Below are 13,461 nucleotides of genomic sequence, written 5' to 3'. Positions count from 1 at the left end.
CTTGGCGATCAGTGTGTTCGACATGTTCTCGATCGGGATCGGCCCGTCGAGCTCCCACACGGTGGGTCCGATGCGCGCCGCGCGGATGTTCGCGCAGCGGCTGAAGAGCGAGGGTGTCCTCGACCGGGTCGCCTCGGTCCGGGTCGAGCTGTACGGCTCCCTGGGCGCGACCGGGCACGGACACGGCACCCCGCGCGCGGTGCTGCTCGGCCTGGAGGGGTACTCGCCGCGCACGGTCGATCCGGAGGAGGTCGAGCCGGAGCTGACCCGGATCCGCGAGTCGGGGATGTTGCGGCTGCACGGCGTGCACGAGATCGCCTTCGACAGCGACCGCGACCTGGTGCTGCACCGGCGCAAGACGCTGCCGTACCACGCCAACGGGATGACCGCGTGGGCCCGCGACGCCGACGGCGCCGATCTGCTGAGCAAGACCTACTACTCCGTCGGCGGCGGCTTCGTGGTGGACGAGGACGCGGTGGGCGCGGACCGGGTCAAGCCCGACGACACCGTGCTGCGTCACCCCTTCCGCACCGGCGACGAGTTGTTGCGGCTGACCCGGGAGACCGGGTTGTCGGTATCCGCGCTGATGCTGGAGAACGAGAAGGCCTGGCGCACCGAGGCGGAGATCCGGGCCGAACTGCTCGAGATCTGGCAGGTGATGCGCGGGTGCGTCGAGCGCGGCCTGGCCACCGAGGGAATCCTGCCGGGCGGCCTCAAGGTGCGCCGTCGCGCCGCCCGTACCGCCCGGACGCTGCGCGCCGAGGGCGACCGGCCCACGCACGCGATGGAGTGGGTCACCCTGTGGGCGATGGCGGTCAACGAGGAGAACGCGGCGGGCGGGCGGGTCGTCACCGCGCCCACCAACGGCGCCGCCGGGATCATTCCGGCCGTGCTGCACCACTACGTGGAAACCGTCCCCGGCGCCGACGACGACGGTGTGGTGCGCTTCCTGCTCGCCGCGGGGGCGATCGGCATGTTGTTCAAGGAGAACGCCTCGATCTCCGGCGCGGAGGTCGGTTGCCAGGGCGAGGTCGGTTCGGCCTGCGCGATGGCCGCCGGCGGTCTGGCCGAGGTGCTGGGCGGCACCCCCGAGCAGGTGGAGAACGCCGCCGAGATCGGGATGGAGCACAACCTCGGGCTGACCTGCGACCCGGTCGGCGGCCTGGTCCAGATCCCGTGCATCGAGCGCAACGGCATGGCCGGGGTCAAGGCGGTCACCGCTGCCCGCATGGCGCTGCGCGGCGACGGCCGGCACCACGTGTCGCTGGACAAGGTCATCAAGACCATGAAGGAGACCGGCGCCGACATGAAGACCAAGTACAAGGAGACCGCCCGGGGCGGCCTCGCGGTGAACATCATCGAGTGCTGAGTCTCGTCGAGTGTCCAGTCTCGTCGGGTGCCGGGTCTCGTCGAGTGCCCGCTCTCGGGTGCACGATCACATCGACGGGGTGAGGTGTCGTTCCGGGGACGAGGGGTAGGCATGCGCCCGTGAATGACGAGAGTGGTCCCCTCCTGGTGCAGGTGTCGGCGGTCGGAGCCGGTCATACATTGGTGACCGTGCACGGCGAGATCGACATGGACAGCGGTCCGATCCTGGACGACGCGCTGGGTCGACAGGTGTCGACCCAGCCGACGCGTCTGCTCCTGGACCTGTCCTCGGTCGCCTTCATCGACTCCTTCGGACTGCGCATCCTGGTCCGCGCGGAGCGACGTGTGCGGGAGGGGGGCGGTTCGCTGCAGCTGATCGCGCCGACACGCGCGGTCGAGCGGGTGTTGCGACTGACCGGCTTCACGCTGATGGTCGCCGTGCACGACACGGTGAGCGAGGCGCTGGACGCCGAGGAAGCTCCCGTCGGGCACGAGTAGCCGCGCCACTGTCCGATACACGCTGCGCTGTGAGCGGAATCGGTACCAAGCATGATCAAAGTCCGGTCGAGGGGTGGCCGGATTCGATCATGCACGCCACACTTGGAATGTCCGCGCGCCGGATGTTTCTGCTGTCGCCCGAAGGCCGTGGACCTGTGGCCGTCCCGTCGAGCGCGAGCCCGACGGGACGGCCGCCGCATGTCCGGGGCGGGGGCGGGTGAGGCGGCCCCGTGCCCGGATCAGCCCAGGGTGCGCTTGAGGAACCCCGCCATGGTCGAGCGATACTCGCGCGCCTCGGGAAGCAGCGCGGTCAGCTCGCCGGCCGCGTGCACAAAACCGTCCCAGCGCTTGCTCTCGACCGCGACGCCGGCCTCCGCCAGGCGCTTCGCGTACGCCTCGCCCTCGTCCCGCAGCGGGTCGTACTCGGCGGTGAGCACCAGCGCGGCGGGCAGCCCCGCCAGGTCCTCGGCGTGCAGCGGTGAGGCCAGCGGGTCGGTGGCCTCGCTGCGCGGGCTGGACAGGTACTGCGCGATCGCGAACTCCAGGCCGGCGCGGGTGAGCAGGTAGCCCTCGCCGTTCTCCGTCACCGACGGCTGCGCCAGGGTCAGGTCCAGGATCGGGCAGTCCAGCACCTGGGCCACCGGGGTCGGCTGGCGGCGGTCGCGCAACATCAGGGCGCAGGCGGCGGCCAGGTTGGCCCCCGCGCTCGTGCCGCCGATGGCGACCTTGTCCGCGTTGACGCCCAACTGGAACGCGCGCTCCTGGACCCAGATCCACGCGGCGTACGCGTCCTCCAGGGGCCAGGGGAACTTGAACTCGGGGGCAAGGCGATACTCGACCGAGACCACCACCGCGCCGCTCTCCGCGGCGATGTGCGCGCAGTGGCTGTCGGACGCGTCGACCGAGCCCAGCCACCACGCGCCGCCGTGGAGGTACACGTAACCTGGACGACCGCCCTTCGGCGCGGGTCCGGCCGGCGTGTACACGCGGGCGGTGATCTTCCCCGGCTCGGGCTCCTTGACGGTGATGCTCACTTCCCGCGTCGTCACATCTTTCGGCGCGGGCTCGACGGACGCGAGGATGGTCGTCTCGAGACCTTTGTTCGACGCGGCACGACGCTCCGCCAGGGGCAGGTCGGCCGGAAGGGGCGGCGCGGCGGCGACAGCGTCGAGGATCGGCTGGATCTGCGGTGCGACGGGCATGCGACTCCTCCGAACGGAACTACGAAGCAGCACAGTAGAACTTCACGCCCGGAGTTGACAGAGCGTCAGAAGTCGAGCGCGTGACATAGGCCACACAGAAACGGCACGAAGGGCGTCAACCGTCCCAGTTGCCCCCAGCGTTCAATAGACGAACCCAACGAGGAGTACGTGTTGACCGTCATCGACGAACCCCGGATACCGGGCGCGCCCCCGTCCGGACCGGGCCGGGGCGCATCCGACGAGCGCGTGTCGGGAGCCCTGTCGTTCGTGGAGCGCGGCCTTCGCCTCCTGTGGCGACCGCTGGCCGTCTACGCCGCCACCGCGCTGGCGCAACTGCTCGTGCTCTCGTGGATGATCCCGCCGGGCGGACCGAGCCTGCGGGATCGGCTGTTGCAGTGGGACGCGCACTGGTACGTGGACGTCGCCGCGCACGGCTACCCGGACAGCTTCACGTACACGCCCGAGGGCGACCTCACGGGGAACACGCTCGCGTTCTTCCCGCTGTATCCGGGCCTGGTCCGGATCGTGCACTACCTGACCGGGACCGACTACGAGACGGCCGGCCTGATCGCCGGGCACCTGGCCACGGCCGCCGCGATGTGCGTGCTGTACGTGTTCATGACGCGCCTGTACGACCGGCGCGCGGCGTTGGTGATGGTCGTCCTGGTGGGCGGCGCGCAGCCGATGTCCGTGGTGTTCTCGATGGCCTACAGCGAGACGCTCTTCCTGGCGCTCGCGGTGGGCACGCTGTTGGCCGCGCATCGCCGGGCCTGGCTGACCGCGGGCCTGCTCGCGTGTCTGACGAGCGTGACCAGGCCGGCGGGCATCGCGGCGATCGCCGCGCTCGGGGTGGCGGCGCTGATGGAGATGTGGCGGCATCGGCGGCTGATGTCCGCGCCGATCGCCGCGTGTGCGATCGCGTGTATGGGGATGCCGCTCTACCTGTTGTGGGTGGGCGAGCGGTTGGGCGAGATCGACGCCTGGTTCACCATCCAGGACGCCGGGTGGGGTACGAAGTGGGACAACGGGGACGCGGTCCGGCACTTCCTCACCGATACGCTGCGCAACGGCGACCAGTGGATAGCGGTCAGCACGGCGGTGCTGATCATCGCGGCGGTCGTCGGCTCGCTGGTCGCGCTGAACCGGCGCATCTGGCCGCCACTGGCGGTGTACGGGCTGTCGATCCTGGTGATGACGCTGTGTCAGAGCAACTACTACCACTCGAAGTTGCGGCTGATGATCCCCACGCTGCTGTTCTTCGTCCCGCTGGCGACGGTGCTGGCCAGGGCCCGGACCCGCACGGCCGTCCTGGTGCTGAGCGGGGCATGCCTGTTCGGGATGTGGTACGGCGCGTACATGCTGACCACGTGGCACTACGGGATCTGACCGGAGCCCGGCCGGCCTGCGGCCCGCCGTGGATTCGCCTGCCGCGACTGTTGTGACCGGCATTCGGGTGATGGCCGAATAGTTGGGCATTTACCGACGATTAGCATCCATTCCCGTGACAGAAGACCACAATGCGCGGATGTTAGGCGACACGGCCCGCCTGAGCGCGGCGATCGACATCGCCCGACACCAGGACACCGCGACGCTGCTCGCGCTGCTGTTGCCGGGTCTGGACGGGCCGGAGTTGCGGGCGCTCGTGGATCGTTGCCGCTTCGCGCACGCCGGGCTGCTCGTGTGCCCACCCGGCGTGGCGGAGTTGCGGGCGGAGCTGGCCGCGCACGGTTTGGACGCGGATGCCCCGCGGCGGCCCAGCGTGGTGGTCCGCGAACGGCTCGCGTTACGACACCGGCGCGACGTCGCCGATCTCGACGTGGGCATCCTGCGCCCCGTCGTATGGGGTCCGGACGGCGAGCGCCGGGCGGTCGAGGTGTTCGTGCTCCCCGTGCCGCCGGGGTCCGGGCTGGCGGACATCGCCGCGCACGAGCGGGCGCGGGAACACGAGACGCATCTGGCGTTCGAGGTCGAGCGGCCCGATCCGCTGGTGCTGCGCGGCCTGTGTGCGACGTTCGCCCGGCACGGGGCGCTCGCCGACGGCGGCGGGTACAACCCGCACGAGGACGGCACGGTCTTCTACTTCACCGCTCCCGCCGACTCGAAGGCCGGGTACGGCCGCCTGGAGCTGTACGCGGGCGGCGACCACCGACAGGTGCTGGCCGCCCACTTGGCGGACTTCCGGACCAGGCAGCTCACCGAGACACCGCTGCGGCTGTCGACCGGGGCGTGACGACCCGGGCCCTCGCGACGTGTGCGCGGCTGGGCCTGGCCGACGCCATGGAGACCGGCGCCGCCGTCGGGCTCACGGCACCGGCGCGAGCGGTCGACGCCGATCCGCCGAGCCTGGCACGGCTGTTGCGCCACCTCGCCATGCCGGGTGTGGTCGTGGCGGACCCGAACGGCTTCCGGCTCACCGAGGTCGGCGCGCTGCTGCGCACGAACTCCCCCGATTCGATGCGGCCGTTGGCGCTGATGTACGGCGGCCCGTTCCATCGGTCCCTCGCGCTGCCCACGCACACCGTGCGGACCGACCACACCGGCTTCGAGCGGCTGTTCGGCGAGAACCACTTCGACTACTTCGCTCCGGCTCGTCGGCGCCTCGCCGCTGCCGCTGGGCGCGAGTGTGCCGCATGCCCGCAGGGCCGACGCGTCGCGCCGCCGAGACCGGAGGCGGGGGCTCGCATACGACGAAAGCCCCGGCCGGGATCGGCTCGGGGCTTTCGGAAGTTTGGTCCTCCGCGTGGTCCGCCCGGATTCCACTGGCGGGCACGCTGAAGGCACTCGCCACTATGCCACACCCTCGGCACCTGGGTCAAACTTTTGTTCGATCCGGGGTCGGACGGCCGGCGCGGCCGCCCGCGTCAGCGCAGGTGTGCGGTCTCGTTGAAGACGCGCAGCGACGCGTTGCCGTCGGACCACCACTGGACCGCGCTGATCGCCGCCGCCGACAGCTCCATCCGGAACATCGACTCCGCCGGTGCGCCGAGGGCGATCCGGACCAGCGTCTTGATCGGCGTCACGTGGGTGACCACGAGCACGGTGCGGCCGGCGTACCGGGCGATCGTCTTGTCCCGGGCCACCTCGACCCGGCGGGCCACCTCGGTGAAGCTCTCGCCGCCGGGCGGGGCCGCGTCGGCCGAGGTCAGCCACGCGTCCAGGGCGTCCGGGGTGCGCTCGCGCGCCTCGGCGAAGGTCAGCCCCTCCCACGCGCCGAAGTCGGTCTCCCGAAAGCCCGGCTCCTCGCGCACCTTCAGCCCGAGCCGCTGCGCCACCGCCTCGGCGGTCTGCCGGCAACGACCAAGCGGCGAGGACACGATCGCCTCGATGGTGCCGCGCTCGGCCAACGCCTCGGCCGCGCGGGCGGCCTGCCACCGGCCGCGCTCGGACAGGTCCGGGTCGGCGCCTGTGCCGGAGAAGCGCTTTTGCGGGGTGAGCGCGGTCTCGCCGTGGCGCAGCAGCACCAGGGTGGTCGGGCGGCCCAGGTCCGGGCCCCAGCCGGGAGCGGTCGGGCGCACCCTGGGCGCCGCAGTCGACTCGCTCGGCGCGGGTTCGGCGGCCGGCGCGGCCTCGTCCGACCCGGCCGTCGCGAACGCGGTGGAGTTCTGCGGGGTCCAGGCCCGGCCCTTGGCCGCCGCGTCCATCGCCTCGTTGGCGAGGCGGTCGGCGTGCTTGTTCCGCTCGCGCGGGATCCACGTGTAGGTGACCTGCCCGGGCGGATAGATTCCGCGGGCCTTGGTCGCCAGGTCGCGCATGTCGGCGTGCTTGATCTTCCAGCGGCCCGACATCTGCTCGACCACGAGCTTGGAGTCGGCCCGCACCTCCACGGTCGCCGTCGGGTCGATCGTGTGCGCGGCGGTCAGCCCCGCGATCAGGCCCCGGTACTCGGCCACGTTGTTCGTGGCCACCCCGATCGCCTCGGCGATCTCGTGCAGTACCTCGCCGGTGGCCGCGTCGCGCACCAGCGCGCCGTAGGCCGCCGGGCCCGGGTTGCCCCGGGAGCCGCCGTCGGCCTCGACGACGAGCCTCACAGGCCGGACTCGGCGGTGCGGACGAGGATGCGCCGACAGTTCTCGCAGCGCACGATCGCGTCCGGCGCCGCGGCCCGGATCGCGCCCAGGTCGGTGATCCCCAGCTCCAGCCGGCAGCCCTCACAGCGGCGCTGGAACAGCGGGGCCACCGCCACGCCGTGCGACTGCTCGCGGATGCGCTCGTACAGCTTGATCAGATCGGCCGGGATCGCGCTCGCGACCACCGTGCGCTGCTTGGCGGCGGCGTCCGCCTCGGTGTCGATCTCCGCCTCGGCGGCGGCGCGGCGCGCCTCGGCGGCGTCCCGGGCGGTCTGCGCCGCGTCCCGCTCGCCGACCAGCTGTCCCAGGCGGCCCTGGATCTCCTCGCGGCGCTCCATGACCTCCAGGACGACCTCCTCGAGGTCGTCCTGGCGCTTGGCGAGCGAGGTCACCTCGCGCTGCAGGTTCTCCAGGTCCTTGGGCGAGGTGACGTGGCCCGAGTCGAGCCGCTGCCGGTCGCGCTCGGCGCGCTTGCGGACCTGGTCGACGTCCTGCTCGGCCTTGGCCTGGTCGCGGGCCGCGTCGCTCTCCTCGGTCTCGGCGGCGACCACGAGGTCGCGCAACCGGGCGAGCTGCGAGCCGAGGCGGTCGATCTCCTCGTTCTCCGGCAGCGTGCGCTTCTTGTGGGCGAGCAGGTCGATTCGCGAGTCCAGGGCCTGGAGGTCGAGCAGGCGAAGCTGGTCGGCGGGCGCGGCGTTCAGCGGGGGCTCCTTGAATACGGGTCGGGTGGATACGGCGCGGACGGGCCGGCGGGCCGATCATCCGCGTCGCGGTGCCCGGTCGCGGTGTGGCAGGTGTGGTGTGGCGGTGTCGCTGTGGCTGTGGGTACGGCGGCGTTCAGGGATGCGGTGTGTGGAACGTCCATGGGTCGGTGACTAGTTCCGAGACGTGGGTTTCCACCGTAGTACCGCCGGCGGTCAGCGCACGGGTGAGTTCGTCGGCCGCGTAGCGCAACCACGGCCACTCGGTGGCCCAGTGTGGGGCATCGAGCAGCGCGGGGCCGCCGGCTTCCAGCGCCTCGGACGCCGGGTGGTGGCGCAGGTCGGCGGTGACGTAGACGTCGGCGCGGCTGCGTCGGACCGCCGCGAAGAGGCTGTCGCCCGCGCCGCCGCACACCGCGACGGTACGCACGAGGCGATCCGGGTCGCCGGCCACGCGCAGGCCCGTCGCGGTGGCGGGCAGGGCTCGGGCGGCCCGGGCGGCGAACGCGGCCAGCGTCTCCGGGGCGGCCAACTCGCCGATCCGGCCGATGCCCCGGCACTCGCTCGGGTCGGCCGGGGCCGGGTCGAGTGGCGCGGTGACGGTCAGCCCGAGGGCGGCGGCGAGTGCGTCGGAGACCCCGGGGGCGGCCGAGTCGGCATTGGTGTGCGCCACGTGCAGGGCGCAACCACCGGTGATCAGCCGGTGGACGACACGCCCCTTGAACCCGGTCGCGGCCACCGAGTGCACGCCGCGCAGGAAGAGCGGGTGGTGGGTGACCAGGAGGTCGGCGCCGCGCGCGAGCGCTTCCTCGGCGACCGCCAGGGTCGGGTCGACGGCGAACATCACCGAGCGCACCTCGGCGTCCGGGTCGCCGCAGACCAACCCGACCGCGTCCCAGGATTCGGCCCAGTCGGGGTGGTAGATCCGTTCGAGGGTGGCGACGACGTCGGAGAGCTTGGGCACGAAGGGAGGTTACCTCTCCGCGCCCGCCGCCCCGATTCGGGCATCCCGGGACGGACGGTGACGGAGCACACCGGAATGCCTCCGGGTTGTGTGAAGTCGGCCCCATCCGCAGCGTTTGTGCGGTATGCAGGCTCGCACTGTCGTACGACACGAGGGGGACGACGACGATGCTGCACTGTCTGCTGTGCGGTACGCCCTATCTGGAGACGGACGCGTACTGCCCGGGCGAACAATGCGGCACCGACCTGCACGGTCAGCGCATGGGCGACCCGGCCTGCGCGGTACAGGCGTGGTGCGAGCCCCGTCGGATCACCGCGGCTCCCGGCGAGACGGTCATGGTGACGCTGACCCTGCGCAACACGGGCAGCGTGTCGGACGTCTACGACCCGGAACTGCCCCGGGACGCCGCCCGGCGGATCGGCCTCGACCGACCCGGGCCGCCCGAGCTGCATCCGGGCGAGGTCCGGACCTGGACGATCGTGTACACGGTGCCCCCGGACGTGGAGGACCAGCTCGCGCCGAACGGGATGTTCGGCCTCGGCGAGGTCGGCGCGGACGGTGGCGGCAGCGCGTTCGAGGAGGACTCCCGGGTCGTCGAGGAGAACGACGTGCCGGTGCGGGTGGTCTCCGCCCGGGACATGCGGGTGGCGGCGTGCGCGCCGTTCTCGGTTCGGGTGGTCGCCGGCGCCGGCGCGGGGGCGTGGGGCGCGGCGGGGGCGGCCGCGGGTGCCTCGGTCGACCGCGAGCATCGGAACGGGAATCGGCGGACGAAGGTCGTCGCGGCCGTGTTCGCCACCGTGGCCGCGATCGTGGTGGCCGTGGTGCTCGGCATGGCGATGGCGGATTCGGACGACACCTCGCCGGCGGCCAGGACGAATCCGACCACGGCCGTGCCGGAGTCGACGAGCCCGATGCCGGCCGCCGGGCCGACCATCGAGGCACCGGTGACGAGCACGCCGGACGCGAGCGACTCGGCCGTGCCCAGTACGAGCGCGCCCACTCGGCTGACCGTGCCGAACGTGGTCGGGATGACCGAGGCGCAGGGCGTCGCGCTGCTGCGCGAGAAGGGCTTCCGGGGCACCGTCCGGGGCAGCGGCGGCACGATCGTGTCCACCGACCCGGCGGCCGGGACGAAGGTGGACCGGGATCGGGCGGAGGTCGTGGTGGTGATGTCGGGGGCCAGGACGACCCCGCCGCCGACCACCGCCGCGCCGATCTCCTCCCCCACGGCGACCGCGCCGGCGACGACGACGGTGCCGCCGCTGGTCGGCGCGTCGTCGTCCGAGGCCGAGTCCCGGCTGCGCGGCGCCGACCTGGTGGCGCACATCGTGCGTGTGCCGACCGCGGATTCGCCGGAGGACACGGTCTTCGACTGCGCTCCGGGCGAGGGAGCGAAGGTTCGGCGCGGCTCGACGGTGACCGTGAAGGTGGCGACGGCGCCGAGCACGGGGTCTCCGGCGCCGCGCTGACGGCGGGGGCCGGGGCCGGTCGACGCTGCGGGCCTGGTCGCTTCCCCATGCCATGCAATAGCTTGCTTCAGTCAAGAACAGGCGAAGGGAGCTTGCTCATGCTGGATCTCACCGGCGCGTCCGCGATCGTCACCGGCGGGGCCTCCGGGCTCGGCGAGGCCACCGCCCGCCGGCTCGCGGCCGGCGGCACCTCCGTGGTGATCGCGGACAGGAACGAGGAACGCGGCAAGGCGGTCGCCGCCGAGATCGGCGGTGTCTTCGTCGCCACCGACGTCACGCAGGAGGAGCAGGTACAGGCCGCGGTGGACGCGGCCGTCGCCGTCGCGCCGCTGCGCGCCCTGGTGTCCTGCGCGGGCACCGGCATGGGCGCGCGTACCGTGGCGCGGGACGGCACCCCGCATGCGCTGGCCGCGTTCGAGTTCATCGTCCGGCTGAACCTGACCGGCACGTTCAACGCCGTCCGCCTGGCCGCCGCCGCGATGGCCTCGGTCGAGCCGCAGGCCGACGGCGAGCGGGGCGCGATCGTGTGCACCGCCTCGGTGGCCGCGTTCGACGGGCAGATCGGGCAGGCCGCGTACGGCGCCTCCAAGGCCGGCGTGGTCGGCCTGACCCTGCCGGTGGCGCGCGACCTGTCCGCGATCGGCGTACGGGTCAACACCATCGCGCCGGGCACCATGGACACCGCGCTGTTCGCCGCCGCGCCGCAGGCGGTCAAGGACACCCTCGGCGCGCAGGTGCTCTTCCCCAAGCGCATGGGCGTGCCCGACGAGTTCGCCTCGCTCGCGTACGAATTGCTCACGAACAGCTACCTCAACGCCGAGGTGATCCGGCTCGACGGCGGGATTCGCTTTCAGCCGAAATAGCGGTAATCACTGCGAACCGGGAGCTTTCCCCCGTCGATCGGCGGCAATGGTCGGCACGCTCGTCCCCATGATGTTGGGATGGGGTCGTGAGCGATCAGACCTCCGCGTGGCAGCGCCCCCTGCCCGTACACCTGCCCGGCCTGGCGCCGCCGATCCGTCGCGACTGCGCGATCGGCGGCGTGGTGTTCGTGGGCGCGCTCGTCCTGCTCTTCACCCGTTCGTATGTGGTCTGGAGCGTGTGGGATCCGAGTCCGTGGTTGCGGCTCGCGCCGTTGCTGCTGCTCACCGTCGCCCAGTGCCACCGCAGTTCGTCGCCGCGCTTCGCCCTCGCCATCGGACTCGTCGGCGAGGGCGTCGACACCGTGCTCGGGCCCTCGATCGGCGGCCTGATCATGTGGTCGGACGTGCTGTACGCGGTCAGCGTGTACGGCAGTTCGCGACTGGCCTGGCGCCTGTTGTACGGCAATCTGACGGTGCTGGTGGTGAGTACGATCACCATCTGGGCGACGACCCGCAGCTTTCGGACCTTCGTCCTCGCCGTCTTCTACATCGGCCTGGTCGCCATCTCCCCCGCGCTCACCGGGTTCTCGGTGCGCGAGCACCGGGAGAAGGCCGAGGTGGAACGGCTGCGCTCCGCCCAGACGGCGCGGCTGGCCGAACTCGACCACCAAGCCGCCGTGATCGCCGAACGCGCGCGGATGGCCCGCGAGTTGCACGACGTGATCGCCAACCACCTGAGCGCGGTCGCGGTCCAGTCCACCGCCGCGTTGTCCGTGAAGAGCCTGGACGAGGCGCGGCTGCGCGAGGCGCTGGAGGTGATCCGGGAGAGCAGCGTGCAGGGGCTCACCGAGATGCGCCGGATGATCGGTCTGCTGCGCTCGGAGAACGCTCCCGAGGAGCCGGTGTCGGTACCTCGCCTGGCCGAGACCGATCGACTGGTCGAACACGTGCGCCGGGCCGGGCTGCACGTGGACATCGAGATCGTCGGCATGGTGCGCGAGTTGCCCACCCCGGTCGACCTCGCGGCCTATCGGGTGGTCCAGGAGACACTGACCAACGCCCTCAAGCACGCCACGCCGCAGCGGTTGCGCCTGGTCTTCGCCTATCGCGCCGATGATGTGGTGATCACCGGCGAGAACGGGATCGACCCCGACCACGTCACCGGACTGCCCGGCGCGCGGGCGGGTCTGGTCGGCATGTCGGAGCGGGTCTCGTTGCTCGGCGGCCTGTTCGAGGCGGGCCCGCGTGACGGCCGGTGGCATTTGCGGGCCGAACTCCCCTGCGGTGACGACGTGGTGCTCGACGCCGGAATCAAGAACGCCCCGACGGGGCCGAAGGGTGGGATCGGGTGAACGACCCCGAGACGCTGCGGGTGCTGGTCGCGGAGGATCAGGCGGCGGTCCGGGCGGGGCTCGTCCTGATCCTGGACGCGGAGCCGGGCATCGAGGTGGTCGGCGAGGCCGCCGACGGCGAGGACGCGGTGGCGCTGGCCCGGACGTTGCGGCCGGACGTGGTGCTGATGGACGTACGGATGCCGCGCCTCGATGGGATCAGCGCCACCCGGGAGTTGACCGCGGCGGGCCTGGACGTGCTCGTGCTGACCACGTTCGACCTGGACGAGTACGTGTTCGGCGCACTGCGCGCGGGCGCCGCCGGCTTCCTGCTCAAGACGGCCGACGCCGCCCGGTTGGTCGAGGCGGTACGCCTGGTCGCGCGCGGCGACGGCTTCGTCGCGCCGGAGGTCACCCGTCGGCTGATCCACGCGTTCGCGAGCCCGCCCCCGACCCGGCCGACGGACGGCCCGGAGGTCCCCGCCGAGGCCCTGGCCTCACTCACCCCGCGCGAAAGCGACGTCCTGGCCTGCCTGGGCCGAGGCATGTCCAACCAACGCATCGCGGCCCACCTGGACATGGCCGAGGCCACCGCGAAAACCCACGTCAGCCGCATCCTCACCAAACTGGGCCTCAACAGCCGAGTCCAAGCCGCAATCCTGGCCCAACAACGCGGCATCGCCGAGTAGGGACATGCGGGCTTACGTCTACCTGGACACGGCTACCTCACCGCGGCCGTCGTCATTCGGCCCCGCACCTGATCGTGTTCACCAGGCGGGGGGCCGGGACTGGTCGCCGGCCTCGATCTCCTCCGGCCAGGCCATCCTCTGGCGTGTGGGGGTGGGGCGGTGGGTGGGGTGAGCTGGGGGGATGGTGGCTGGGCGGGAATATGCAGATGAACTGACCAACTGGTCCTCAATGCGGGTCACTTCACTCAATTGGGTGAAGGGAGTCGTAACTCGTTGAGGTGGCCCGAAGGCGCTGCGTACGGTCATGCC

At 71.9% G+C, this 13,461-nt stretch carries 13 protein-coding genes; 9 read left to right on the top strand and 4 right to left on the bottom strand.

Going from position 1 to position 13,461, the window contains the following annotated elements:
• The first annotated feature begins 1 nt into the window (after position 1).
• On the top strand, positions 2 to 1,369 hold the full coding sequence (locus tag ACH4XV_RS10675; protein WP_395788369.1) for an L-serine ammonia-lyase: 1,368 nt from the start codon (positions 2 to 4) through the stop codon (positions 1,367 to 1,369).
• A gap of 119 nt (positions 1,370 to 1,488) precedes the next feature.
• Complete coding sequence (locus tag ACH4XV_RS10670) at positions 1,489 to 1,866, top strand: STAS domain-containing protein (RefSeq protein ID WP_395788367.1); 378 nt, start codon at positions 1,489 to 1,491, stop codon at positions 1,864 to 1,866.
• A gap of 239 nt (positions 1,867 to 2,105) precedes the next feature.
• Here ACH4XV_RS10670 and ACH4XV_RS10665 read toward each other — a convergent pair whose 3' ends face one another.
• Positions 2,106 to 3,068 (bottom strand): alpha/beta hydrolase, encoded by a 963-nt coding sequence (locus ACH4XV_RS10665; RefSeq protein ID WP_395788365.1) that lies wholly within the window; start codon positions 3,066 to 3,068, stop codon positions 2,106 to 2,108.
• Positions 3,069 to 3,239: 171 nt separating this feature from the next.
• Between ACH4XV_RS10665 and ACH4XV_RS10660 the strand changes: the two genes are divergently transcribed.
• From ACH4XV_RS10660 to ACH4XV_RS10650, 3 genes are all read left to right on the top strand, one after another.
• On the top strand, positions 3,240 to 4,454 hold the full coding sequence (locus tag ACH4XV_RS10660; RefSeq protein ID WP_395788363.1) for a hypothetical protein: 1,215 nt from the start codon (positions 3,240 to 3,242) through the stop codon (positions 4,452 to 4,454).
• A 139-nt stretch (positions 4,455 to 4,593) separates the two neighbouring features.
• Complete coding sequence (locus tag ACH4XV_RS10655) at positions 4,594 to 5,298, top strand: hypothetical protein (RefSeq protein ID WP_395788361.1); 705 nt, start codon at positions 4,594 to 4,596, stop codon at positions 5,296 to 5,298.
• A complete protein-coding gene (locus ACH4XV_RS10650) occupies positions 5,295 to 5,843 on the top strand; it encodes a hypothetical protein (RefSeq protein WP_395788359.1) in 549 nt (182 codons plus the stop codon). Before ACH4XV_RS10655 ends, ACH4XV_RS10650 begins: the two co-directional genes overlap by 4 nt.
• Positions 5,844 to 5,929: 86 nt before the next feature.
• Here the strand turns inward: ACH4XV_RS10650 and ACH4XV_RS10645 are convergent, their stop codons facing one another.
• From ACH4XV_RS10645 to ACH4XV_RS10635, 3 genes are all read right to left on the bottom strand, one after another.
• Complete coding sequence (locus ACH4XV_RS10645) at positions 5,930 to 7,096, bottom strand: bifunctional RNase H/acid phosphatase (RefSeq protein ID WP_395788357.1); 1,167 nt, start codon at positions 7,094 to 7,096, stop codon at positions 5,930 to 5,932.
• Positions 7,093 to 7,836, bottom strand: a complete 744-nt coding sequence (locus ACH4XV_RS10640) for a zinc ribbon domain-containing protein (RefSeq protein ID WP_395788684.1) — start codon at positions 7,834 to 7,836, stop codon at positions 7,093 to 7,095. Before ACH4XV_RS10640 ends, ACH4XV_RS10645 begins: the two co-directional genes overlap by 4 nt.
• A 136-nt stretch (positions 7,837 to 7,972) precedes the next feature.
• A complete protein-coding gene (locus ACH4XV_RS10635; protein ID WP_380031692.1) occupies positions 7,973 to 8,800 on the bottom strand; it encodes a Nif3-like dinuclear metal center hexameric protein in 828 nt (275 codons plus the stop codon).
• Between the two features lie 167 nt (positions 8,801 to 8,967).
• Here ACH4XV_RS10635 and ACH4XV_RS10630 point away from each other — a divergent pair, with 167 nt between their 5' ends.
• The 4 genes from ACH4XV_RS10630 (at position 8,968) to ACH4XV_RS10615 (ending at position 13,152) form a co-directional block, all read left to right on the top strand.
• The gene (locus ACH4XV_RS10630; protein WP_395788355.1) at positions 8,968 to 10,269 is read left to right on the top strand and encodes a PASTA domain-containing protein; all 1,302 of its coding nucleotides are present in this window, start codon (positions 8,968 to 8,970) and stop codon (positions 10,267 to 10,269) included.
• 98 nt (positions 10,270 to 10,367) lie between these two features.
• A complete protein-coding gene (locus ACH4XV_RS10625; protein ID WP_395788353.1) occupies positions 10,368 to 11,132 on the top strand; it encodes an SDR family NAD(P)-dependent oxidoreductase in 765 nt (254 codons plus the stop codon).
• An 86-nt stretch (positions 11,133 to 11,218) separates the two neighbouring features.
• A complete protein-coding gene (locus ACH4XV_RS10620; RefSeq protein ID WP_395788351.1) occupies positions 11,219 to 12,484 on the top strand; it encodes a sensor histidine kinase in 1,266 nt (421 codons plus the stop codon).
• The gene (locus ACH4XV_RS10615) at positions 12,481 to 13,152 is read left to right on the top strand and encodes a response regulator (protein ID WP_395788349.1); all 672 of its coding nucleotides are present in this window, start codon (positions 12,481 to 12,483) and stop codon (positions 13,150 to 13,152) included. The genes ACH4XV_RS10620 and ACH4XV_RS10615 overlap by 4 nt, the downstream gene beginning before the upstream one ends.
• The last annotated feature ends 309 nt before the right edge of the window (positions 13,153 to 13,461 follow it).

It is taken from the genome of Embleya sp. NPDC020630 (genome assembly GCF_044334985.1).
Taxonomy (GTDB): Bacteria; Actinomycetota; Actinomycetes; order Streptomycetales; family Streptomycetaceae; genus Embleya.
The sequence above is the reverse complement of the archived record's forward strand: the minus strand, read 5'-3'. Positions and strand labels throughout refer to the sequence as shown.